This window comes from Rhizobium leguminosarum bv. trifolii WSM2297 (assembly GCF_000271845.1).
This window is the reverse complement of sequence record NZ_JH719393.1, coordinates 1991384-2014793: the sequence shown is the minus strand read 5'-3', so window position 1 is coordinate 2014793 and position 23410 is coordinate 1991384. Positions and strand designations below refer to the sequence as shown.

22 protein-coding genes and 1 pseudogene are annotated in these 23410 nt (G+C 61.4%); 16 read left to right on the top strand and 7 right to left on the bottom strand.

Annotated features, from left to right (window positions below; all coding sequences use genetic code 11):
- Positions 1–68 precede the first annotated feature (68 nt).
- Positions 69–408, bottom strand: a pseudogene (locus RLEG4DRAFT_RS63675) (4'-phosphopantetheinyl transferase family protein); the annotation flags it as partial.
- Positions 409–739: 331 nt separating this feature from the next.
- Here RLEG4DRAFT_RS63675 and RLEG4DRAFT_RS63670 point away from each other — a divergent pair.
- Positions 740–2608, top strand: a complete 1869-nt coding sequence (locus RLEG4DRAFT_RS63670) for a HAMP domain-containing methyl-accepting chemotaxis protein (RefSeq protein WP_003575565.1) — start codon at positions 740–742, stop codon at positions 2606–2608.
- Positions 2609–2632: 24 nt separating this feature from the next.
- On the opposite strand, the gene RLEG4DRAFT_RS63665 is transcribed toward RLEG4DRAFT_RS63670, so the two are convergent.
- Positions 2633–2848, bottom strand: coding sequence for a hypothetical protein (locus tag RLEG4DRAFT_RS63665; RefSeq protein WP_125869614.1), 216 nt, complete (start codon positions 2846–2848; stop codon positions 2633–2635).
- 104 nt (positions 2849–2952) lie between these two features.
- Between RLEG4DRAFT_RS63665 and paoA the strand changes: the two genes are divergently transcribed.
- The 5 genes from paoA to RLEG4DRAFT_RS63640 are packed head-to-tail and all read left to right on the top strand — an operon-like array spanning position 2953 to position 8399.
- The gene (paoA, locus tag RLEG4DRAFT_RS63660) at positions 2953–3600 is read left to right on the top strand and encodes an aldehyde dehydrogenase iron-sulfur subunit PaoA (RefSeq protein WP_003575566.1); all 648 of its coding nucleotides are present in this window, start codon (positions 2953–2955) and stop codon (positions 3598–3600) included.
- Positions 3597–4547 (top strand): FAD binding domain-containing protein, encoded by a 951-nt coding sequence (locus tag RLEG4DRAFT_RS63655; protein ID WP_003575567.1) that lies wholly within the window; start codon positions 3597–3599, stop codon positions 4545–4547. Before paoA ends, RLEG4DRAFT_RS63655 begins: the two co-directional genes overlap by 4 nt.
- A gap of 3 nt (positions 4548–4550) precedes the next feature.
- The gene (gene paoC, locus RLEG4DRAFT_RS63650; protein WP_003575568.1) at positions 4551–6749 is read left to right on the top strand and encodes an aldehyde oxidoreductase molybdenum-binding subunit PaoC; all 2199 of its coding nucleotides are present in this window, start codon (positions 4551–4553) and stop codon (positions 6747–6749) included.
- A 55-nt stretch (positions 6750–6804) separates the two neighbouring features.
- Positions 6805–7734 (top strand): XdhC family protein, encoded by a 930-nt coding sequence (locus tag RLEG4DRAFT_RS63645; RefSeq protein ID WP_003575569.1) that lies wholly within the window; start codon positions 6805–6807, stop codon positions 7732–7734.
- 35 nt (positions 7735–7769) lie between these two features.
- Entirely contained in the window at positions 7770–8399 is a 630-nt protein-coding gene (locus RLEG4DRAFT_RS63640) for a nucleotidyltransferase family protein (RefSeq protein WP_003575571.1), read from the top strand.
- A gap of 124 nt (positions 8400–8523) precedes the next feature.
- Here the strand turns inward: RLEG4DRAFT_RS63640 and RLEG4DRAFT_RS63635 are convergent, their stop codons facing one another.
- The gene (locus RLEG4DRAFT_RS63635; RefSeq protein ID WP_003575573.1) at positions 8524–9168 is read right to left on the bottom strand and encodes an NrsF family protein; all 645 of its coding nucleotides are present in this window, start codon (positions 9166–9168) and stop codon (positions 8524–8526) included.
- Entirely contained in the window at positions 9165–9713 is a 549-nt protein-coding gene (locus RLEG4DRAFT_RS63630; protein ID WP_003575576.1) for a sigma-70 family RNA polymerase sigma factor, read from the bottom strand. Before RLEG4DRAFT_RS63630 ends, RLEG4DRAFT_RS63635 begins: the two co-directional genes overlap by 4 nt.
- Positions 9714–9899: 186 nt before the next feature.
- Here RLEG4DRAFT_RS63630 and RLEG4DRAFT_RS63625 point away from each other — a divergent pair, with 186 nt between their 5' ends.
- The 8 genes from RLEG4DRAFT_RS63625 (at position 9900) to RLEG4DRAFT_RS63590 (ending at position 17165) form a co-directional block, all read left to right on the top strand.
- Positions 9900–10148, top strand: coding sequence for a pentapeptide MXKDX repeat protein (locus tag RLEG4DRAFT_RS63625; protein WP_003575578.1), 249 nt, complete (start codon positions 9900–9902; stop codon positions 10146–10148).
- A gap of 87 nt (positions 10149–10235) precedes the next feature.
- Entirely contained in the window at positions 10236–11078 is an 843-nt protein-coding gene (locus tag RLEG4DRAFT_RS63620; RefSeq protein WP_003575580.1) for a cytochrome b/b6 domain-containing protein, read from the top strand.
- Positions 11075–11851: a molybdopterin-binding protein gene (locus RLEG4DRAFT_RS63615; protein ID WP_003575584.1), complete on the top strand. Its 777-nt coding sequence runs from the start codon at positions 11075–11077 to the stop codon at positions 11849–11851. Before RLEG4DRAFT_RS63620 ends, RLEG4DRAFT_RS63615 begins: the two co-directional genes overlap by 4 nt.
- A 243-nt stretch (positions 11852–12094) precedes the next feature.
- The gene (locus RLEG4DRAFT_RS63610) at positions 12095–12853 is read left to right on the top strand and encodes a FadR/GntR family transcriptional regulator (protein ID WP_003575586.1); all 759 of its coding nucleotides are present in this window, start codon (positions 12095–12097) and stop codon (positions 12851–12853) included.
- Positions 12854–12876: 23 nt separating this feature from the next.
- Positions 12877–13851: a sialic acid TRAP transporter substrate-binding protein SiaP gene (locus tag RLEG4DRAFT_RS63605; protein ID WP_003575587.1), complete on the top strand. Its 975-nt coding sequence runs from the start codon at positions 12877–12879 to the stop codon at positions 13849–13851.
- A 285-nt stretch (positions 13852–14136) separates the two neighbouring features.
- Positions 14137–14709: a TRAP transporter small permease gene (locus tag RLEG4DRAFT_RS63600; RefSeq protein WP_003575589.1), complete on the top strand. Its 573-nt coding sequence runs from the start codon at positions 14137–14139 to the stop codon at positions 14707–14709.
- Positions 14710–14713: 4 nt separating this feature from the next.
- Entirely contained in the window at positions 14714–16120 is a 1407-nt protein-coding gene (locus tag RLEG4DRAFT_RS63595) for a TRAP transporter large permease (RefSeq protein ID WP_003575591.1), read from the top strand.
- Positions 16121–16130: 10 nt separating this feature from the next.
- Positions 16131–17165, top strand: a complete 1035-nt coding sequence (locus RLEG4DRAFT_RS63590) for an L-idonate 5-dehydrogenase (RefSeq protein ID WP_003575594.1) — start codon at positions 16131–16133, stop codon at positions 17163–17165.
- 321 nt (positions 17166–17486) lie between these two features.
- Here RLEG4DRAFT_RS63590 and RLEG4DRAFT_RS63585 read toward each other — a convergent pair whose 3' ends face one another.
- Positions 17487–18794, bottom strand: a complete 1308-nt coding sequence (locus RLEG4DRAFT_RS63585) for a GGDEF domain-containing protein (RefSeq protein ID WP_003577347.1) — start codon at positions 18792–18794, stop codon at positions 17487–17489.
- A 198-nt stretch (positions 18795–18992) separates the two neighbouring features.
- On the opposite strand from RLEG4DRAFT_RS63585, the gene RLEG4DRAFT_RS63580 reads away from it, so the two are divergent.
- A complete protein-coding gene (locus RLEG4DRAFT_RS63580) occupies positions 18993–20663 on the top strand; it encodes a sensor histidine kinase (protein WP_003575597.1) in 1671 nt (556 codons plus the stop codon).
- An 81-nt stretch (positions 20664–20744) separates the two neighbouring features.
- On the opposite strand, the gene RLEG4DRAFT_RS63575 is transcribed toward RLEG4DRAFT_RS63580, so the two are convergent.
- Positions 20745–21263, bottom strand: coding sequence for a hypothetical protein (locus RLEG4DRAFT_RS63575; protein ID WP_003575600.1), 519 nt, complete (start codon positions 21261–21263; stop codon positions 20745–20747).
- 399 nt (positions 21264–21662) lie between these two features.
- A complete protein-coding gene (locus RLEG4DRAFT_RS63570) occupies positions 21663–22127 on the bottom strand; it encodes an Lrp/AsnC family transcriptional regulator (RefSeq protein WP_003575601.1) in 465 nt (154 codons plus the stop codon).
- Between the two features lie 127 nt (positions 22128–22254).
- Here RLEG4DRAFT_RS63570 and alr point away from each other — a divergent pair, with 127 nt between their 5' ends.
- Positions 22255–23388 carry an alanine racemase gene (gene alr, locus RLEG4DRAFT_RS63565; RefSeq protein WP_003575602.1) on the top strand — a complete coding sequence of 378 codons (1134 nt, stop codon included), beginning with the start codon at positions 22255–22257 and terminating at the stop codon, positions 23386–23388.
- Positions 23389–23410: the final 22 nt, after the last annotated feature.

Here is a 23410-nt window from a genome sequence, read left to right as displayed (position 1 = left end):
TAGTATCGCGCGCGAAAGTGACGAGATCTATCCGCCGGTTTCAGCGTCCCCGTCATGTTGCGGCCTTGGCCCAGATAGCAGAGGCCCTCAGCGACAGCGACCGGCACCAGCCCGTCAGCGTTGGCGAGGCTGAATTGCGGCGTTTCACGACCCGCAAGCTTCAGTCTGCCGTCCTTGTCCGGAGACAGACTTGCCTGGCGCTATCCCGATATACAAACTCAACAGCCGCCGCAGGAGATAGCGGCCGGCAATGAACGATGCTCGATCTCGGTCAAACCTGTAGGTCGCCGCCCGATCCCGTTCATCCTGTGAAAGCGACTGCATCCAGCAGTTCCTGTCGCGTTTGTTCTTGGAATAATGCCAGAGCGCGATTTCGATTCCGGCAGGTTGATTTTCTGATTGCTGCATAGATCCAGAATGTCAGCTCAAGATCGTGCCGCAAGGACGAGTCGCCCAGTGGTTTATCCGATGAACAGTAGCGATCCCGTCAAATTCACGACTGTCGGCTCCTACTCAGATCGTGTTTCATTTCCGCACGTCACGGCTGCTTTTTTCATAATTTCCAGTAACTTATGGACGTATTGCGCTTAATTAATCGCACAAGTAACGGTGGTCGAACAAGAATTATCGAAAACCGCACGCTGCCCACTGTATAGTTAATACTAAATTATTGAATCTGGTGCGAGATTTTTTATCAACCGGCAAGCCGGTCATCCCAGCTATCTTCGAGGAGACCCGCATGAAGCGCCCGAGTATCAAGCAAGCCCTGATCCTGAAGCTGTCGATCATGGGTCTATTCATGATTGGCCTGTCCTATGTCTCGCTCAGCACGATGTCGACACTTCGTGCCAATACCGAGCAAATCGGGACCTTCTGGATGCAGCGGCTGGTGACCGCGCGCGAGATTAAGGATCACTTCCTCGACCTTAAATTGGTCTACGCTCAGTATCTTCTGGAAGACGCGGCGGAAGAACGGAACGGCGCACAGCAAATCGATGCCGCCGGCGCCGCAGTCGACAAAGTTGTGACTGAATACGAAAAGGGTGTTCGTACCGAGCGGGGGCGCGAACTGATCAATCAGATCAAGCCGGAGCTTAGCAAATATCGCGGATTGGCAGAGCAGATGATCGCGCTTGAGGACAGCGGGAAGACGTCTGACGCAGTGCGGCTCTTCAAGGAAAATATGGAACCGCAATCGGCGCTGGTAGACAAGGCCGTGGGCGATCTGGTTGCCTTTATTCTCAGCCAGGCCGAAGGTTTTGTGGCCGCGAGCGATGCTTCCGCGACATCCGCTTTGATGTTGACGGCCGCGATCGCAGCGCTGGCCATCCTCGTCGCCATGGCTGGCATCGTGTTTGCAATATTCGGCATCGCCAATCCGATCCGCAGCATCACCTCCGCTATGAAGCGTCTATCAGACGGCGATCTTGACAGCGACATACCGGGTGCCGGTCGCGCCGACGAAGTGGGCGAAATGGCCGGTGCCGTGGAAGTTTTCCGCCTGAATGCGCGTAATGTCGTCAGGCTCGAGAAGGAAGCTGCCGCATCTCGCAGCGAGAGCGAAGCCGTGCGCGCGGCAGCCCAGCAGCGCGCCGAACGCGAGGCGGAGCAATTGCGCTTCGCAACCACGACATTGGGCGGCGGCCTCCGGCGGCTTGCAGCTGGCGACATATCCTTTCAACTTTCGGAGCAATTTGCCGCCGAATACGAAACCTTGCGCGAAGACTTCAACGCTTCGCTGCGGCAATTGGGAACGACGATCGGCGCGGTGCTCGAGACGGTACACAGCATAGATAGTGGTAGCGGTGAAATTGCATCTGCTGCGCAGGACCTTTCCAAGCGTACCGAACAACAGGCGGCCTCTCTGGAGGAGACGGCCGCAGCCTTGGACGAGATCACGTCGAATGTGTCGATGGCGTCCAAACGAACCGAAGAGGCACGCAATGTCGCCCTCGAGGCCGATATCAGCGCTCGGCGGTCGGCAACCGTCGTATCGGAAGCCGAACAAGCCATGCGTCGCATCGAGGATAGCTCAGAACAGATCTCAAACATCATTGGTGCCATCGATGAAATCGCCTTTCAGACGAACCTCTTGGCATTGAACGCCGGTGTTGAAGCTGCTCGCGCCGGTGAGGCCGGCAAAGGTTTTGCAGTGGTCGCACAAGAAGTCCGCGAGCTTGCCCAGCGCGCCGCCCAGGCAGCCAAGGAAATCAAGGGCTTTATTCAAAAGTCATCGAGCGATGTGAAAAATGGCGTGAAACTGGTGCTTGAGACCGGCACGTCGCTCAAGTCGATCGGTGAATACGTCGTACAGATCAACCAACTTATGGATGCGATTGCCACATCGGCGCGCGAGCAGTCAACTGGACTTGCCGAGATCAATACCGCGGTCAATCATATGGACCAGGCGACCCAGCAAAATGCCGCGATGGTCGAACAGTCGACGGCTGCCGCCGCCTCGTTGTCCTCGGAGGCAGGCCGCCTGCGGCATCTGGTCAATCGCTTTCAATTGGATGGCAACAAAAATGCGGCGGACGTGGAGCGCAGCGGGCGCGAAGGCAATATGCCGATCCAGTTGGTTGCTCCGCGTCGCGTGATGCAAAGGTGATCGCGACCGACGTAAAGATCAGAATCACGAAATGACTTGAACTGTCGTCGTGGGCGATTGCTGGGCATAGGCGGCCTGGGCAACGGTATTCTTGGTGGATCCTGATCCTGCACCATTTGTTGCAAGGCTGGCGCCCACCGCGTCGAGTTGCTCGAAAATAAAGCACGCGCTCAATAGCGCGGTCTCTCTCTCCTTCCGCGAATGATCCATGCCGTCTGCACGCGCGTTCAGGGAATTCATAAGCCTGATCGATAAGCCTATGCAAAGGAAGGGGCCTAATCAAAGGGCGCAGGTGCACTACCTCTGCTGACGGCGTCGACGCGCGCCTATGTCAAACGAGCAAGGTGGAGCAGTTCATGCCAAGCCAGACACACCTGGAACTTTCCCGTCGAGATTTACTTATCTCGTCGGCCGCAACGATTGCGGTAACCGGAGCCGTCACTCCCGCGGCGGCACAGTCCCCAGGAAATGAAATGGCGTATACATCGAAAGTTTCCTTCACGGTCAACGGCGAGAACCGCGATCTCGAGGTCGACAACAGAACGTCGCTGCTCGACGCGTTGCGCGAGCATCTGCATCTCACAGGCACGAAAAAGGGATGCGACCACGGCCAATGCGGCGCATGTACGGTCATGGTCGACGGCCACCGCATCAACGCCTGCCTGACACTGGCCGTCATGCACGAAGGCGACCGGATCACCACGATCGAAGGTCTCGGTCAGCCTGGAAATCTTCATCCGATGCAGGCAGCCTTCGTCAAACATGACGGTTTCCAATGCGGCTACTGCACGCCGGGACAGATCTGTTCCTCCGTGGCGGTTCTCGAGGAGATCAAGGCGAACATACCGAGCCACGTCACCGGCGATCTTACGGCCCAGGCAGCCGTGACGCCCGCCGAAATCCGCGAACGCATGAGCGGCAATATCTGTCGGTGCGGCGCCTACTCCAACATTCTCGATGCCATTTCGGAAGTCGCGGGGATAAAAGCATGAGAGCCTTCACCTATGAGCGTGCCTCCTCAGTCGAGGCTGCGGCCAAGGCGGCCGCCTCCCATCCGGAAACCAAGTTCATCGCCGGTGGCACCAACCTTCTCGACCTGATGAAGCTCGAAATCGAGGCGCCGGCGCATCTGATCGACATCAACGGTCTCGGCCTCGACAAGATCGAGGCCATGCCGGACGGTGGGCTGCGTATCGGCGCCCTGGTCCGCAACACGGATCTTGCCGCCCACGAAACCGTTCGCCGCGACTATGGTCTGTTATCCCGTGCCCTGGTCGCGGGCGCGTCGGGCCAGCTGCGCAACAAGGCGACGACGGCCGGCAACCTCCTGCAGCGCACCCGCTGTCCTTATTTTTACGACCCGAACCAGCCATGCAACAAGCGGCAGCCCGGCAGCGGCTGTTCCGCTATCGGCGGCTTCAGCCGCCAGCATGCGGTGGTCGGGGTGAGCGACAGCTGCATCGCCACCCATCCGAGCGACATGGCCATCGCCATGCGGGCGCTCGATGCCGTCGTCGAGACGGTAAAGGCGGATGGCAGCCTGCGCTCGATTCCGATCGGCGACTTTCATCGCTTGCCCGGCGACACCCCTGATATCGAGACCGTTCTCGAGGGCGGCGAATTCATCACGGCGGTCCTGCTGCCGCCGCCGATCGGCGGCAAGCATATCTATCGCAAGGTGCGAGACCGCGCCTCTTATGCCTTCGCACTCGTCTCGATCGGGGCCGTTATCCAGCCGGACGGGAAAGGACGTGTTGCCGTCGGTGGCGTCGCCCATAAGCCGTGGCGCATCGAGGCAGCCGAGGCCGAGTTGCCGAAAGGCGCGCGGGCGGCGGCTGGCGTCCTTCTTGCCGGAGCCCGCCTGACCGAACAGAACCGTTTCAAGGTTGATCTGGTCGAGCGCACGCTTGGCGCGGTCATTGCCGAAGCAAGGGGGTGAGCTATGCAGTTCGATACACCAGCGACAACCAATCCGATCGATAATCTGAAGGTCGTCGGCCAGCCGATCCACCGCATCGACGGCCAGCTCAAGACGACCGGCCATGCGATGTATGCCTATGAATGGCACGATCCGAACATGCGCTACGCCTACGGCTATCCGGTCGGCGCGGCCATCGCCAAGGGACGCATCAAGTTCATGGATGTCTCCGCCGCCAAGAGGGCTGCCGGTGTGCTTGCCGTCGTGACGACGCTCGACGTCGGCGAGCTAGCGAAGGGCAAGTTCAATACCGCCAAGCTTTTCGGTGGTGACGAGGTTCAGCATTATCACCAGGCAATTGCGGTCGTCGTCGCCGAGACCTTCGAGCAGGCTCGCGCTGCAGCCGCTCTGGTCAAGGTCGATTATGCCGAAGAAAAGGGTGTGTTCGACCTCGGCCAGGCAAAGGATTCGGCCGTCAAGCCGGACGAATCGCAGCAGCCCGATACCGCGGCCGGCGACTTCGATTCTGCCTTCAGCTCGGCTCCCGTCACTCTGGACGCGAGTTACACGACGCCCGACCAGTCGCATGCAATGATGGAACCGCACGCCTCGATCGCAGCCTGGAACGGCGAAGAGGTAACCGTCTGGACCTCCAGCCAGATGATCGACTGGTGGCGTTCCGACCTTGCGACGACGCTCGACATCGATAAGGAGAAGATCCACCTCATGTCGCCGTTTATCGGCGGTGGCTTCGGCGGCAAGCTGTTCCTGCGGGCCGATGCCGTGCTGGCCGTCGTCGGCGCGCGGGCGGTAAAGCGTCCCGTCAAGGTTGCCTTGCCCCGCCCCTTGCTCATCAACAACACGACCCATCGGCCGGCGACGATCCAGCGGATTCGCATTGGAGCCGAGCGTGACGGCAAGATAACCGCCATTGCTCACGAGAGCTGGTCCGGCGACCAACCCGGCGGCCAGCCCGAGACTGCCGTCAACCAGACCCGCCTTCTCTATGGCGGAGCGAACCGCATGACCGCGATGCGGCTGGCAACGCTTCACCTGCCCGAAGGCAACGCCATGCGCGCTCCCGGCGAGGCGCCGGGACTGATGGCGCTCGAGATCGCCATTGACGAAATTGCCGAGAAAGTCGGTATCGACCCCGTGCAGTTTCGCATTGTCAACGACACGCAGGTCGATCCGGAGAAGCCGCAGCGGGCTTTTTCCCAGCGCAACCTCGTCGGCTGCCTCAAGCTCGGCGCCGCGCGGTTTGGCTGGAGTGAACGGGGAAGACCGGGTTCCAAGCGGGAGCGCAACTGGCTCGTCGGCATGGGCGTAGCCGCTGCTTTCCGCAACAACCTCGTGCTTCCCTCCGGAGCGCGGGTAAAGCTCGACCGGGAAGGCGTCGTGACAGTTGAAACCGACATGACTGACATCGGCACGGGCAGCTACACGATTATCGCGCAAACGGCCGCCGAAATGATGGGGGTCACGATCGACAAGGTTGCCGTCCAACTCGGCGACTCGCGCTTTCCTGTCTCGGCGGGCTCCGGCGGACAGTTCGGCGCCAATTCTTCGACATCGGGCGTCTACGCGGCTTGCGTCAAGCTGCGCGAGGCCGTCGCCAAGAAGCTCGGCTTCAACTCCGAAGACATTGTCTTCGAGAACGGAGAGGTCCGGTCGGGCAATCGTTCGGTCCTTCTCGCCGAGGCCGCCGGCCCGAATGGTCTTGTCGGCGAAGACACGATCGAATGGGGCGATCTCACCGAGACGCATCAGCAGTCGACATTCGGCGCGCATTTCGTGGAGGTCGGCGTTGACGTCGCCACGGGAGAAAGCCGCATCCGCAGGATGCTGGCGGTCTGCGCGGCGGGCCGGATCCTCAACCCGATTACCGCCCGCAGCCAAGTGATCGGCGCAATGACGATGGGGGTCGGTGCAGCGCTGTCGGAGGAATTGGCGGTCGATACCCGCCGCGGCTTCTTCGTCAACCACGATCTCGCCAGCTACGAAGTGGCGGTGCATGCCGACATTCCGCACCAGGAGGTGATCTTCATGGATGAGACCGATCCGATGTCCTCGCCGATGAAGGCGAAGGGTGTCGGCGAGCTCGGCCTTTGCGGCGTCGCGGCAGCCATTGCCAACGCCATCTACAATGCGACCGGCGTCAGGGTTCGCCATTACCCCCTGACGCTCGACAAACTCATCGGCGGCTTGCCGGACGTGGCCTGATGATGTCGACGGCGGTTTGGAAAACGGACCGCCGTTGCTTGCCCAAGGATTTCCCATGGATCAGATACTCGCGTCCATCGAAGCGCCAATTCCCGTCAGGGTCTCGGCCACCGACGATCCTGCCGAACTGCTTCGCTTCGCGATAGACGCGCACGGTCGCGGAGCGGTGGCGCTCGCCACCCTCGTCGAAATACGCGGCGGGGCTGCCCGCACGCTCGGCTCCCACGTGGTTGTCGCGGCCGATGGCCGTTTCTGCGGCTATGTCTCCGGCGGATGCGTAGAAGCCGCAGTCGCGTCGGAAGCGTTTCTGGCGATGACGCAAGGACGCGACCGCACCGTGAAGTTCGGCGACGGCTCTCCCTTCTTTGACATCGTTCTCCCCTGCGGCGGCGGGATCTCCATCGCAATCCATGTTCTGAAAAATGTCGGAGCTTTGCAGGATGTTCTGGAACGTCTCGGACAGAGGCGGACAGCCGGCCTGGCCTATTCACCAGAGCGGCAGACGCTCGAACCGGTGGAGCCGCCGCCAAGGGCCCGCTGGCTGGAGCGGGATTTCGTCGGCGTCTACCGTCCCCGCACCCGCGTCGTCCTTTCCGGGCAGACGATCGAAGCGCAGGCTGTCGCACGACTGGCCGAGGCCTCCGGCTACGACGTGATCATCCGCCGACCGGGCGAGGAGGGCAGGGCGGCTGCCGGCGTCATCGACCGCTTCACGGCGGTCGTGCTTCTGCATCATGACCTCGACGCCGAAGCCGCCATTCTCCAGGCCGCACTCCGATCGCCCGCTTTTTACATCGGCGCGCTCGGGAGCACCCGGACGCATCGCCGACGTGTCGAGCGGCTGACGGCGCTGGCTTTCGGACGGGACGAGATCGATCGGATCAAGGCGCCCATCGGGATGTTCGGCCCAACGCGGGATGCAACGTCGCTCGCCCTGTCGGTTCTGGCGGATATCGCCGCAGCAAGACTGGTGGCCTATGCTTGAAAGGGCGCTTTTCGGTGTGCGCTGCGTCGGAGGCGATGATGCAGGCCGAGGGTGATCCGCTGTCAGTGGCGATCGTCATTCTGGCTGCCGGTAAGGCGAGCCGGATGGGCAAGGACGGGAAGCACAAGCTGCTGGCCGAGTTCGACGGCGTGCCTCTGGTGCGGCGGTGTGCGTTGACGGCGCTGGGGTCTGATGCAGCCTGCGTTATCGTTGTCACCGGCCATCGCAGGTCCGAGATCGAAGGCTCACTCGATGGGCTCCCTCTCACTCTCGTCGATAATCCCGACTACGCAGATGGCATGGCGAGTTCGCTCAGAGCGGGATTGTCGTCAAAACGCGCTGACGGCGCCGACGGCATTCTCGTCATGCTGGCCGATATGCCCGGCATTTCCACCGCGCACCTGAATGCCCTGATTTCGACCTTTCGCAACGCGGGCGGCGAGGCCATCGTGCGCGCCGTCTCCCGCGGCAAGCCCGGTAATCCGGTTGTTCTGCCACGCTCTCTCGATCACGCGGTGCTGCGACTTGAAGGCGACGTCGGCGCGCGCGATATCATCAGGGCGTCGGGCATGCCGGTGCTCGATGTCGATGTCGGCGATGCTGCCCATCTCGACGTCGATACGCCCGACGATATATTGGCCGCCGGCGGCGTGGTGAAGCGTTAACGCGCGATCAGGACACCCCAGCGGTGCGGGCTGCATTGTTGCTGCCGATGGCTGAGTTTTCAACGCGACGTGCTCCAATTTGGCAGGTAGTCCGAAGCATTTGGGCACGGCGGCAGAGAAGGGTCTACCAGCGGAGCAGGCGAGGGCCGGTGAAGGCGCCGAGGGCGCCGGTGAGCAGGATGCCGAGGGAATACCAGATCAGCACGAAGGGCATGCCGTTTTCGGTGCAGAACCACGAATAGACCCAGGCGCCGGCAGCGCCGGCGGCAATGCCGGCGACGAAGCCGGTTAATCGCAGATCCGAGGGGGCCGCGCGACGCAATGCCCAGACTGCGCCGGCATAGATCGGCAGGGCGAAGCCGACGATCAGCAACGGGCAATGGAGCGCCGAGGAGCCGAGGATCAGCACCCGGTAAGACCCGGCGGGAGCCATCATGAGCTGGATGGCTGCGACGCCGGTCATGGCGGCGAAGATCGAAGCCAGCAAATCGAAAAAGCGTCCCTCGGAACCGTCGGGGCGGGAGAGCCGAAAGACGGCGAAGAGTGCCGCTAAGGCAATCAGGGCATTATAGGCCGATTTGATCCAGAAAACCGGCAGCATCAGCACATCGGGCATATCGACCCGCAGCCCGAGAATGGCCAGCATCAGCAGCAGCGAGAGCGCAAGGGCCGGCAACAGGCCGAGCGCGAAGCGGCGCCACAGCGCATTGCGCGGCACCGGCTTCAGGTCGCTCACCAGGCTTTCGATAATGTTGTTCGTCTCTGTCACGATGCGCCTCGCAATCTCTCTCCGAGCGCCTTGAGCGCCCGGTGGATGCCGACTTTCACCGCCGATTCGGACTGGCCGGTGCGGTTTGCGGTGTCGGCGACCGACTGGCCCTGGAGCCTTACCTGCCGGATCAGTTCCTGCTGTCTCAACGGCAAGCCGTCGAGCAACCGCTCGACATCCATGCGGGCCGTCAGCGTGTCCTCGCTGAAGTCGCTTTCGATCTCCTCGCCAAGCTCGGTCTCGGCCAGCCTGCGCCCACCGTGGCCGCGATGATGGTCGATCAACTTGTAGCGGGCGATCGAGAAGAACCAAGCGGTGAAAGGTCGCTCTCGGTCATAGGTGGATCGGCGAGAATGCAGTGCCAGCAATGTCTCCTGCACCAGGTCTTCCATATCCGCCTTCGTCGCCGCAGCCATCCGACGGCTGTAATAACCGACAAGCAATGCGCGCAAAGTCGTCAGCAAACGCCGATAGGCCGCCTCGTCCCCGTCAAGGGACAGAAGCATCAAGGCTTTCAGGGCTTCTTCCGAACGGGCGGTTGTCATGCTGTCAGAGAGTTCATTCGGAAAAACAGCCAATCGGTTACAGGGAGGATCAAAAACAATATCGGCATCACCGTCCTATCACATACGCGTGAGCCTGTAACGCATCCCGACATTATCCCGAATGGGCTGATGTGAGCCATCGGCAGGCAGCCGGCGGACACGACAATCCCATTCCAGGAGAGTTCCATGACCAAACTTGTTTCCAGCCTTGCAGCCTGCATCTTCGTCGCCGGCCTTTCGCTCGCCGGCGCCGCCTCGGCCGAGGACGCCATGAAGACCGATACGATGAAGAAGGACACCATGCAGAAGGACACGATGTCGAAGGATGCCATGAAGATGGCGGGCACGAAGAAGGACTGCATGCACAAGGCCGGCATGGAAAAGGACGCGATGAAAAAGACCGACATGATGAAGGCCTGCGACGCGATGAAGTAAGGGGCTCGCATCTGCGCGGCCGCTGAAACTTTACGCGCAGTGGCCGCGTCTTTTCCTGCGAAACTATCCGTCACCCGGAGAACCATCATGGCGACGATTGATGCCGGCACGAAAACCGGCCGCACGCTTATCTACCGCCACAGCCTTGCCGTTCGCCTGTCGCATTGGGTGAATGTGCTTTGCCTCACCGTGCTGCTGATGAGCGGCCTGCAGATATTCAATGCTCATCCGGCGCTCTACTGGGGCCAGTATGGCGCCGACAACGATCCTTCCTTCATCTCGATGGACGCCATCGACGACGGCAATCAGGCGAAGGGGGTGACGCATGTCGGTTCGCTTAGCTTGAATACGACAGGTGTCCTCGGTCTCTCGAATGTCGATGGCGAAGCAACGGCGAGGGGGTTTCCAAGCTGGCTTACGATTCCGAGCTATCAGGACCTGTCGGCGGGCCGGCGCTGGCATTTCTTCTTTGCCTGGCTCTTCATCCTCAACGGCCTTGTCTATCTCGTCTATGGGCTGATCAGCCGGCATTTCCGCCGGGATCTCGCCCCCGCCGGCAAGGAACTGACGCTCAACCATCTCGGCCATGAGGTCGCCAACCATGCCAGGCTGCGTTTTCCCAAGGGAGCGGAGGCACGCCATTACAACACGCTGCAGAAGCTGACCTATCTCGCGGTGATCTTCCTGTTGCTGCCGATGATGATTGCCACGGGACTCACCATGTCGCCGGGCTTCAATGCCGTGGCGCCCTGGCTGCTCGACATTTTCGGAGGACGGCAATCGGCCCGCACCCTCCATTTCCTCACCGCCTTCTCGCTCGTCGCCTTCGTCGTGGTGCATGTCGCCATGGTGATCCTGTCGGGCGTGTTCAACAATCTGCGCTCGATGATCACCGGCTACTACGTCATCGAACAGGGAGACGGACAATGAACCGCCTGATCACGCGCCGCCGCTTCCTGATCGGCTCGACCTTGACCGCCTCCGCACTCGGACTGAGCGGCTGCGACGCTCTGGTCGAAAGTGAGCGGATGAAATCGGTCCTGAAGATCGCCGAGGGCTTCAGCATGAAGACGCAGCGCTTGCTGCTCGGCGACAATGCGCTCGCCCGTGAATTCGGCGAAAGCGATCTTTCGCCGATCTTTCGCTCGAACGGCACCAGCATGCCTGACAATCCGCAATATCTCGACTGGATGAGCCGGCAGTTCTCGACCTGGAGACTGGATGTCGGTGGACTTGTGGAAAAACCGGCTCAGCTCTCGCTTGCGCAGCTGAAGGCAATGCCGTCGCGCACCCAGATCACCCGCCACGACTGCGTTGAAGGCTGGAGCGCGATCGGCAAATGGACGGGCCTGCCGCTCGGCGCCCTGCTGCAATCGGTCGGGCTGAAGCCCGAGGCGCGCTACATCGTGTTCCACTGCGCAGATGAATACGAAAAGACGCTTGATGGCAGCGGCTGGTATTATGAGAGTCTCGATCTGGTCGATGCCTTCCATCCGCAGACGATCCTTGCCTATTCGATGAACGGCCGTGACTTGGAAGTGGCGCATGGCGCGCCGCTAAGGCTCAGGGTCGAGCGGCAGCTCGGTTACAAGCAGGCGAAATATCTGACCCGCATCGAAGCGGTCACCGATCTCGGCCAGCTTTATGGCGGCAGCGGCGGCTTCTGGGAAGATCGCGGCTATGAATGGTATGCCGGCATATAGGTTGCGGGCAGACCCCGAACGGATCAAAAAGCCTATCGGCAGGGCCGTGATGATGCGGCCGCTGTTCGCTATGTCCGGGTGGATCGGAGCCTGCTCGATCGCATACCCGGGCCTACGGCCAAGCTCTCCTGTTTAAGTTTTATGCGGCGGATTGACGCACAACCCCAGCGATGATACCTCTAAGCCAATTGGTCAGGCCAGTTGACCAGATGCGTGATTGAGGAGAAGCCGCCGGGAGGCCCAATGTTTTCGCCTGTTGAATCACGCCGCCTCTACAGGCAGGTGGCAGACCAGATTCGTTTGATGATCGCGAGCGGCGAGCTTGCCGTCGGCCAGCGGCTGCCGGCCGAGCGCGAGCTGGCGGAGCAACTGTCGGTGTCACGCCCGACCGTGCGCGAAGCGCTGATCGTGCTGGAGGTCGAAGGCCTCGTCAACATCCGCATGGGATCCGGCATCTATGTGGTGCGTCAGCATGCCGCGCCTGTGTCGGGGAGCGAGCGCGAGCCGGTGGAGGGGCCCTTCGAGCTGCTGCAGGCGCGCGCCATCATCGAATGCGCCATTGCCGAAGAAGCGGCAGGCTGCGCCGGGCCGGAAGGCATCGCACGGCTCGACGAGGCGCTGACGCGTATGAGCGGCGGCCTCAACGATGCGAGCACGGTGCTTGCCGCCGATCGCGCCTTCCACACCGGCATTGCCGCGATCGTCGGCAATGCGACGTTGATCCGCGTGACCGGCGAAATGTTCGACATGCGCATGACGCCTTATTTCGCCAAGCTCGCGAGCCACTTCGAGGGACCGGGAACATGGCGCAGCGCCGTCGACGAACATCGGGCCATTCGCGATGCGATCGCCGCCGGCGATGGGGCAGGCGCCAAGGCCGCCATGCGCGCCCATCTCACCCTATCGCAGAAGAGGTTTTCCGAGAGCTTCGGGGAGGAGTTTTCGGGAGAGGAGGAGCGCGGCCGCAAAAAGCGGCTCGCGAAAGGAACTGACAAGATTTAACCCGAGCTCGGGAGGAGAGAGCAATGAAGAGCAGACTGGCAACGATACTTTGCACCGCAGCCGCGATGATGGCGACGACAGCGATCGCGCATGCCCAAACCGTATTGAAATGGGCGCATGTCTATGAAACCTCGGAGCCCTTCCACACGGATTCCGTCTGGGCTGCGGAAGAGATCGCCAAGCGCACCGACGGGCGTTACAAGATCGAGGTCTATCCGGCCTCGCAGCTCGGCAAGGAAGCCGACATCAACCAGGGTCTCAAGCTCGGCACGGTCGACATCATCATCTCGGGATCGAGTTTTGCCGCGCGCGACTACAAGCCGATCGGCGTGACCTACTTCCCCTATATCTTCCGCGGCCCCGATCATCTGATCGCCTACACCAAGAGCGATGTTTTCAAGCGGCTCGCCAAAGGTTATGAAGACAAGACCGGCAATCACATTGCCGCCGTCAGCTATTACGGCACGCGCCATACGACATCGAACAAGCCGATTGCCAAATGCGCCGACATGCAGGGCCTGAAAATCCGCGTGCCCGACGTTCCGGCCTATCTCGCCATGCCGCGCGCCTGCGGCGCCAACACCACGCCGATCGCCTTTGCCGAAGTTTATCTCGCCTTGCAGAACGGCACGGTTGAGGCACAGGAAAACCCGCTGACGACAATCGAGGCGAAGAAGTTCTACGAAGTCCAGAAGAACATCATCCTCACCGGTCACATCGTCGATCATCTCAACACGGTGATCTCGAAGACGCGGTGGGCGAGCCTTTCCGACGAAGACAAGAAGATCTTCGGCGAGGTCATGCAGGAGGCGGCCGAGCGTACGACCAAGACCATCGCCGGCAAGGAAAACAGCCTGGTCGCGACCTTCAAGGAAAAGGGCATCAATGTCGTCGAGGTCGACAAGGCAGACTTCGAGAAGAATGTCATGGAAAAGGTGAAGTTCGAGGACTTCGGCTACGAAAAGGCCGATTGGGAAGCGATCCGGGCGATTCAGTAAAGGTCGCTACCGACGATTGCCCCTCACCCTAACCCTCTCCCCGCACGCGGGGAGAGGGGACCTGTCCTGCGACACGTTGGCGAGGGACGGGGAGGCTGCGGCATATCCCTTCGCCCCGTTTACGGCGGTCCGAACGACGGGTTGAGACGAGTGGCTCAACCCAGGCAAAGGTAGCGGCAGCCGGATGAGGGGCCGCGCCTCCGCAAAGTACAAGGCTCGTCAACAGACCAAAGGTCGCGCCGACAGCGCCGCACCATTCTACTCCCAACAGGAACAAGGCCGATCATGTCGCAAGAAATTCATACGCCCATCACGGCCGACGAGATCGGTCACGAGTTCGAAGGCCATGCGCCGACCGCGAACGTATCGGACTACGCCATCGAGGACTGGATCACGCTGATCGTCTTCTGGCTGATGGCGGGCTGCGTCTTCCTGCAGTTTTTCACCCGCTATGTGCTGAACGACAGCTATGCCTGGACCGAGGAGATCGCGATCAACTGCCTGATCGGCGTCGTCTTTCTCGGTTCTGCCATGTGTGTGCGCACGTCGCGGCATATTCAGGTGGATGTGTTCTATCACTATATGCCGGCAGGGCTGGCACGCGTGCTCGCAACCTTTGTCGATATCGTCCGCATCGGCTTTTTCGCCTATGGCTGTCACCTGATGTGGCGCTACGTCGATCTCGTCGCCGACGAGCAGATGGTCACCGTCGAATTGCCGCGCAACATCGTCTTCTACTCCGTACTCGCCGCCTTCGTGCTGATGCTGATCCGCGCGGTCATTGTCTTCATCGCCAATATGCGCCGCGGCTACTCCGTTCTGGAGCGCCCCGAAGAATTCCAGACTGTCGAGGGTTGATCCGATGCTGATGCTTCTTGGTTCGTTTCTGGTGCTGATGCTGATCGGAGTGCCTGTTGCCATCTCGATGGCCGTCGCATCCGTGCTTTATATCGTGCTTTACGGCATCGCGCCCGACATCATCGTCGCACAGCGCATGATCGCCGGCGTCGAAAGCTTCCCGCTGCTCGCTGTGCCCTTCTTCATCCTGGCGGGCAACCTGATGAACTCGGCCGGTGTGACGGGCCGCATCTATTCCTTTGCGGTCGCCCTCGTCGGCTGGATGAAGGGCGGGCTGGCGCAAGTCAACATCATCGGCTCCGTCATCTTCTCCGGCATGTCCGGCACTGCACTTGCCGATGCGGCCGGCATCGGCACGATCGAAATCAAGGCCATGAAGGATCACGGCTATCCCGTCGAAGCTGCGGTCGGCGTGACGGCGGCCTCGGCGACGCTCGGGCCGATCTTCCCGCCGTCGCTGCCCTTCGTGATCTACGGCATGATGGCGAATGTTTCGATCGGCGCGCTTTTCATGGCCGGCATCCTGCCCGGCATCGTCATGACGCTGTTGATGATGATCACCGTCGCCGCCTTCGCCTACAAGAAGCGCTGGGGCTCCGACGCGCCCTTCGATATCAGGCAGCTTATGTCGGCCGGCATGGAAATCGTCGTTGTCCTGATGGTGCCTGTGGCGATCTATCTGATGATGCAGGCCGGCATGTCGATGAATATTGCGGCCGGCATCGCCCTTCTCGCGCTTCTGGCGCTCGACTGGTATTTCGGCTTTTCCGCCGTCATGGCGCTGATGACCCCGGTCATCCTGATCGGCGGCATGACGATGGGCTGGTTTACGCCGACGGAGGCCGCCGTCGCCGCCGTGCTCTGGTCGCTGTTCCTCGGTCTCGTGCGCTACCGCACGATGACGCTCTCGACGCTCGCCAAGGCAAGCTTCGATACGATCGAGACGACGGCATCGGTTCTCTTCATCGTCACCGCAGCCTCGGTCTTCGCGTGGCTCTTGACGGTGAGTCAGGCCGCCCAGCTGCTGTCGGATGCGATCCTGTCGATCACCGACAACAAATGGGTGTTCCTGATCCTGGTGAACCTCTTGATGCTCTTCGTCGGCTGCTTCCTGGATACGATCGCGGCGATCACCATCCTCGTGCCGATCCTGCTGCCGATCGTCTTGAAGTTCGACATCGATCCGGTTCAGTTCGGCCTGATCATGACGCTGAACCTGATGATCGGACTGTTGCATCCGCCGCTCGGCATGGTGCTTTTCGTATTGTCGAGAGTCGCGAAACTGTCGGTCGAACGCACCACCATGGCGATCCTGCCCTGGCTGGTGCCGCTCTTCCTGGCGCTGATCCTCATCACCTTCATCCCCGCCGTATCGCTCTGGCTGCCGCAGCAGCTCGGGCTGCTGAGATAGGAAGTACAGGATGCACACACGTCTGGCCCGGCTTTACCAAAAGGGCGATCTCAGGATCGAGACCGAACCCGTTCCGGCCCCCGGTCCAGGCGAGGTGTTACTCAAAATGGCGGCCGCAGGCATCTGTGGCTCCGACCTGCACTATTACCAGGACGGCGGCTTCGGGCCGGTCAGAGTTCGCGAGCCGATTATCCCCGGCCACGAAGCTGCGGGAAGCGTGAGCCAGGCAGGCGAGGGCGTCGACCTTAAGGCCGGCGTGCTGGTGGCGGTCAATCCGAGCCAGCCTTGCGGCCAATGCGAATATTGCGCGAAGGGGCTGCCGATCCACTGCCTGGAGATGCGCTTCATGGGCAGCGCAATGCGCCTGCCGCATGAGCAGGGCATGTTCCGGGAATGGCTGGTGATACCGGCTAGGCAATGCTTCGAAGTGGCGCCTGCGACGACGGCCGCGGAGGCGGCTTGCAGCGAGCCCTTGTCGGTCTGCCTGCACGCTGCATCACGCGCCGGCGATATCATCGGCAAACGCGTTCTTATCACCGGCGCCGGCCCGATCGGCGCGCTGATGGTGGCCGTTGCCGCTTATCATGGTGCAGCCGAAATCGTGGTGACCGATCTCGCGGACGCGGCGCTGGAGAGGGCGAAGGCGATGGGCGCCAGCCGCGCGATCAATGTTTCTCAAGGGGCCGCGGCACTCTCGGAATTCGAAGTGGGAAAAGGCTATTTCGATCTCGTTTTCGAATGCTCGGCCGCCGCTCCGGCCATCCGCAGCGCGATCGCGGCCATTCGGCCGCGCGGCACGATCGTGCAGGTCGGGGTCACGGGAGAGATCCCGATCCCCCTCAACGCCATCGTCGGCAAGGAGCTTCATATCCACGGCACGCAGCGCTTCCATGAGGAATTCGCCACCGCCGTCGAGCTGATCTCCAGCCGCAAGATCGAGGTGCGGCCGATCATCAGCCACAGCCTGCCGCTGGAACAGGCCGCCGCAGCTTTCATTCTTGCTGGTGACCGCGCTGCCGCCTGCAAGGTTCAGCTTACATTTTAGAAGGATTCATTCCGTCCCAGCCCGCCATTCGCGATAGGCGAGATGGAATTTTGCGCCGATCGTCGTCGGCGGCTGCGGCGGCAGCAAAACCGGCACCGGCTAGACTAGGGAAACGCCGAGCGTACTTCCGTCATGCAGGCGGCCGGCGCCGCGGATGGCGGCATCGCTGACCTCGATGCGGGGATTTCCTGAGTTGAACAGGAAGCTGCCGCCGGCGGCGAAAAAGTGTTCGACATTTATTTCGAGCCGCCCGTATTCGATGCGGCTGGCATCGTCGAACGCGGTGGTGATTGCGAGACTGGGAAAGGATCGTATCCTGTCCTAGCGTCGGGTGGCGATCTGCTCCGCGGCGGACGGCGCTGCTTGGTTCGGCCGGTGAAAGACGCAGACCTGGTTGCGGCCTGCTTCCTTGGCGCGATAGAGCGCCATGTCGGCCTCGTGCTGGAGATTGGCCAGTGAAATCTCGGTGTCGAACGCCGATTTCAAGGCTACCCCGACGCTTAGCGTCACTGACGGGCCAACACTGGAGGAAGGATTCGGAAGGGCGGCGGCTTCCACGCTCTCGCGTATGCGCTTTGCCACCGCGATGGCTTCGTCCTTGTCGACATTCGGAAGCACGATCAAGAATTCCTCACCGCCATGGCGCGAAACGAGGTCGCGATCGGCGCGCACGCAGCTCTGGATGATGCCGGCAACCTTGACCAGGCAGCGGTCGCCCTCGCCATGACCGAGCTTATCGTTCAACGCCTTGAAATGATCGATATCGCACATGAGCATGGCGACGACGCCGCTTTCACGGCCGTTTCGCCACAAGCTCTCGAGCGTCTCCATCATCCAACGGCGGTTGGCAATTCCCGTCAGCGGATCGGTTCTGGCCAGCCGCTCCAACCGGGCGTTCGCATCGGCCAGTTCCGCAACCCGGCGCTGGTCCCTGCAGTCCAGGAGAAATGTCTTCTGCGCCAGGATGTTCATCGTGCGCCGGGCAACCACGATGGCGATGATCCCGCAGGAAAAGAACAGGGTCGCGGCGACGACGACGCTGCCGGCGTCCAGGAACGGGTTGTTCCATTGAAGGATGAAATAGAGACAAAGGGCATAACAGGCGATGGCAACCGTCCACGCCAGCGGCACGCTGAAAATGGTGATTGCGCTCGTTGCGACGAAGAGCATGATGCTCAAATGCCGCTCGTAAAATTCACCGCCGGCGAAGACGCCGACAAGTGCCACCGATAGGAGAATAAGGCACATTCCCGCAAGCAGCGACGCGTGCTGAAGCGTAGCGGCGCGCGGCTTGCTCCAGACGATCGCCGTCAAAATCGCCGCCGGCGGCAAAAGGCAGGCGGGGGCGACCATTGCCAGCGCGACCTGACGGGGAAGCAGAAGCGCGTTCAGCGCCAGCGTCAACACGTCGACGAATGCCACCCATATCATCCAGGAACGGATGATTTTCGCGGTCTGTCGCCATGACCGTTCCTCAAACCGGCCGCGCAGTTCACCCGTCAGGCGGATATCGCGGGTTCGGCCCGACAAAAGACGCTCGATCTCAGCCGCCATCGCGCCGGTCAGCGGCCGGGGCGGGAAGTGCCCGGCCGGAGAATTTTCAGGGGAAGCGCTTTTGCCATCTGTCATCCCTGAATAATCTAGCCGCAATCGAAAGCGCGGCAAGGTTTGGGGAGGCAGGCCGCGTTGGCGTGGTTAGCTTCCGGTTCTCGCCGGCCGTTCGCATGTCCGAATTCGCACATTCGGAAATTTGCGGACAAGATCGTGGACATGGTCTGGGCGAGGCCGTCCCGGTCATGCTACCAACCCTTTGCGAGGGGGTACGGAATGAGACTAAAGTTGGTTGCAGTTGCGGTCGCGGCGCTGGCGCCGGTGGTGGCGATTCTCGCCTATAACGAAGTCGCGCTCCGCCATCAGCGCAACGAAGAAGTGCGCGCATCCGCAGCACAGGCGGCGCGCCAGGCATCGTCCGAGGTCGAAAGGATTGTCGAGGGCCTGCATGGCCTTCTCGTTTCCGTCTCCGCCATGCCCTCCGTCCGGCATCTCGACGTCAACGCCTGCAATGAGGCTCTCAAATCGGTTGCCGAAAGCATTCCGAACATCAGCACCATCTTCGTCGTCGCGCTCAACGGGCGGCCGGTCTGCGGCAGCACGGTGTTTCCCGAGGGTGTGGTGTTTTCCGACCGCGACTATTTCCAGCAGATATTAAAGACCAAGGACTTCACAGTCGGCACCTACACGCAAAGCCGCCTTTCCGACAAGCACGTGCTGCCACTCGCAATGCCCTTAATGGAGGGCGATGTCCTCAAGGCCGTCATCGTCAGCGGCATCCGGATGGACTGGCTGCAGAACCGCATCACCGAACGCGGCGTCGCTCCCGGCAATGCGGTGACGATCGCAGATGGAAAGGGAACCATCGTTGCGCACGTACCCCTTGCCGAACAGGTCGTCGGCACTATGATCCCCGAAGAATACCAGCGCCTGATCCATGCCGAGCAGCCCGACGTGGTTGAGGTCACGAGCAGGGATGGAATAGCGCAAATCCTGGGCTATCGCCCTATCGCCCTGCCCTCCAGCCCTCTCTATGTCAGCGCCGGCTTCTCGAAATCGGAAGCCTTCGCGCCGATCAACCGGGCAACGCTGATGAACACGCTCGCGATCATCGGCGGCGCGCTGTTTTCTTTCGCTGCGGCGATATTCATCGGCAACCGTTTCATCCTCGTGCCAATCTGGCGGATCGCCGAGGTGATGGAGAAGTGGCGCAGCGGCCAGACGGCAGCCAGAACCGGCATGAGGGGACCGGACGAGTTGGAAGTCGTCGGCGCGACTTTCGATCGGCTGCTCGACGAACTCGATGAGCGCAGACGCCGGAACGAGCAAGCTGAGGAGGAACGAACCCTACTCGTCCGCGAAATGGCGCACCGGGTCAAGAATGGCTTCGCCCTCGTTCAGGCGATCGCCCGACAGACCTTCTCGCGTTCCAATCCGGAAAGCTACAACGCCTTTGCCCAACGGCTCGCGGCGCTTGCTGGCACATATGATCTCATCCTGTCACGGGAGGGGTCGGCCGCACCCATCCGGGAGGTCATCTCCGCCGCCTTGCGGGCGCACATCGCCTCAGAGGAACGCATTCGTCTCGATGGCCCCGACGTGGTGCTTCCCGCCGACATCGCCCTGCCGCTTTCCCTCGTGCTCCACGAACTGGCGACCAATGCGACGAAGTACGGAAGCCTCGGAAGCGAGCAAGGAACCGTCGCCATCGAGTGGACGTACGAAGACGGGCGCGTGTCTCTGATATGGACGGAAGCCGGCGGGCCGCCGGTGTCGACGCCGACGAAAAGAGGCTTCGGCTCCGTCCTCATAGAGCGGGCCTTTTCGTCCAAGGCGAAGGCGCAATCGCGATCGGACTACAGGCCCGAAGGGCTCGTCTTCGAACTTGTCTTCTTAACCGGGGAACCCACGGCGAAGACGGAAGTCGAGGTCCCGATGGAGATCTAGTGCCTTCGAGCAAACGTCCCCGCACGCGGGGAACCGGTCAGGACGCCGTGCGCCCGCCGGCACTGCGGCCGATAGACATCCCTACCTTCCTGCTGCAAGGGGCCGCTGCAACTCGATACGGCTCGTCACCACGGATTTGCCTGACGTCGGGTCTTGATCGACCGTCTGAAGCCGAAGCCTGTCCCGTCCGAGTTTCTCGATCATCAACGTCGCGTTTCGGTCGCCATTGATCACTCGAGCCCAGGTCACGCGAAGATTGAGCGCGTCGCCCTGCCTGCTGCCAACCAATTTCGACGGCTGCCCCGATGGTCCTATGTAGTTGCCGACGTATCGTTGTCCCAATGCCTTAACATTGGCCGAGAAAGCTCTTGTGAAAACCGCAAGACCGCGGCATGTCCCGTTCATCGAGACCGCAGATTCACTCGCGTCTGATTTGAGTGTGCAGGAAACATTGAAGTTTGTGCCGCCGATCTTGGTGAGGACCATGCCGGTCCCGCGCCAATCGCCGGCCAGGGATCGCAAAAAGCCTGCCTCCGACGCCTTTGCTGCGTCAGGCAGGCAAAACAGCGAGAATAATGCAGCGATCAGAGCAGCACGCATGAAAGCCTCCCCGTCAAGCGATTCTAACAAACCCTTGAAGGCTGCTGATTGTTCCGCGGCTCCAGTCGGTACCGATGAGCGGTCCGCAAGGCTGGGGCGCCGGGATTGATGGAGGCCTGTCGGCGCGGCTCGGTTGCGCGATCAGAAGCTCCCCGCCTCAAACCTTCGCGCAAGACGGAAAGGGGGATCGTTTTGAGCAGGAGCTCAGCTCTCCTTGGCAGGCAGTCAGGCCGCCGGGATTTCGAATGGCGGCAATAGCGACGCCGTCGCTCGTGGCGTTGTTGCGGGCAATGAAGCAATAATCGTCATTCGCGTGAGACGCTGCGACGACGCAGGAGTTGGCCAAAGCGGTCGCCAGGGCGACGGCGCTGGAGTCGATATGAGTTTAGCGATCGCGTCTTACCGCCTGCCTCTGGTGCGTGTCGCCAGAACATTGCGGATCGAGAAGCTGGAATGAATCCTGAGGACGCCCGGCAGGGTCGATAGTATTTCCTTGTGGATCCGCTCGAACTCACCCGGACTGGCGACCTCGACGCGCAGGAGATAGTCGGAACCGCCCGTCATCAGAAAACATTCGCGGATCTCGGGATGCCGGCGGACCGCCGCCTCGAAGCGGTCGAGATGATCCTCGGTCTGTCGCTCAAGCGTGATGTTGATGATCACGGCGATCATCTCGTCCGCATTGCCGGTGTCCACCAACGCCGTATAGCCGCGGATCACACCCGATTTTTCCATGATCTTGATGCGCCTGAGGCAGGCGGACGGCGACAGGCCGATCTCGGCGGCGAGCTTGGCATTGCTCATGCGCGCGTCGAGGCGCAGCAGCCTGAGTATATTGCGATCTATCGAGTCGAGAGCGGGCACGATGGATTATTCCAAATTTTCGTCCATTATGCGGACAATATACAAATCATGCAATAATCGGCTGCTGAATGATAGGCAATTTCGCCCATTGTTTCATAAACTTCCTTGAGATCTGGGAGGGATGGACATGGATGGCGATATTTTGGTTTCCCGCACACGCACCACCACGACCGCGCAGGGGGGCACGGGCTATCTGACGATCGATCTTGCCGCACTCGGCCGCAACTACCGAAAGCTCGTATCGATGCTGGCGCCGGTCCGCGCCGGCGCCGTGGTAAAGGCCGACGCCTATGGGCTCGGCGCTGAACGGGTCGCGGCAACGCTATACGGTGAAGGCTGCCGACATTTCTTCGTCGCCCAGTTCGTCGAGGCGGTAAGGCTGCGGCCGACCCTTGCGCATGATGCCCAGATTTTCGTGTTGAACGGCTTGCAACCCGGCAACGAGATCGTCTGCGCCGAGAGGGGCATCGTCCCGGTTATCAATTCGCTGGCCCAGTGGCGGGAATGGTCGGCGGCGGCGCGCATGCTGAAGCGCTGCCTGCCTGCCGTCCTGCAATTCGACACCGGCATGTCACGGCTCGGCTTTCCCCGGGAGGAACGAGCCGAGCTGGCGGCAGCCCTTGGCGACGGCAGCAATATCGAAATCCTGTTCATCATGAGCCATCTGGCTTCGGCCGACGACATGGAGAGCGATCAGAACGGCGAACAATGGACCGAGATGTCCCGAATTGCCGACGAATTTCCCGGCTTCGACATGTCCTTCGCCAATTCCGGCGGGGTCTTCCTCGGCGACGCCTATCACGGCGTGCTCGCCCGCCCCGGCATCGCGCTTTACGGCGGCGCGCCCAACGCCGGCGGGAACAACCCGATGGAGCCGGTCGTCAGCCTCAACGTTGCCGTCGTGCAGACCCGCACCGTGCCGGCAGGCACGAAGGTCGGCTATGGCGGCGCGCATGTCACACAGCGGGAAATGCGTCTCGCGACGATCGCCGGCGGCTATGCCGACGGCCTGCCCAGATCGCTCGGCGACCGTGGCGCCGTCTATTTCAACGGCATCCGCCTGCCGATCGTCGGCCGAGTCTCGATGGACAGCGTGACCGTCGACGTGTCGGCGCTACCAGAAGGCGCCCTGACGCTGGGCAGTCTGGTCGAAGTGCTCGGCCCGCACCAGACGCTCGAGGACGTCGCCCGCGATGCGGGCACGATATCTTACGAAATCCTAACCGGTCTGGGCGATCGTTACGACAGACAATATCGCTGAGAGCCGGCGGCTCCATCATTGG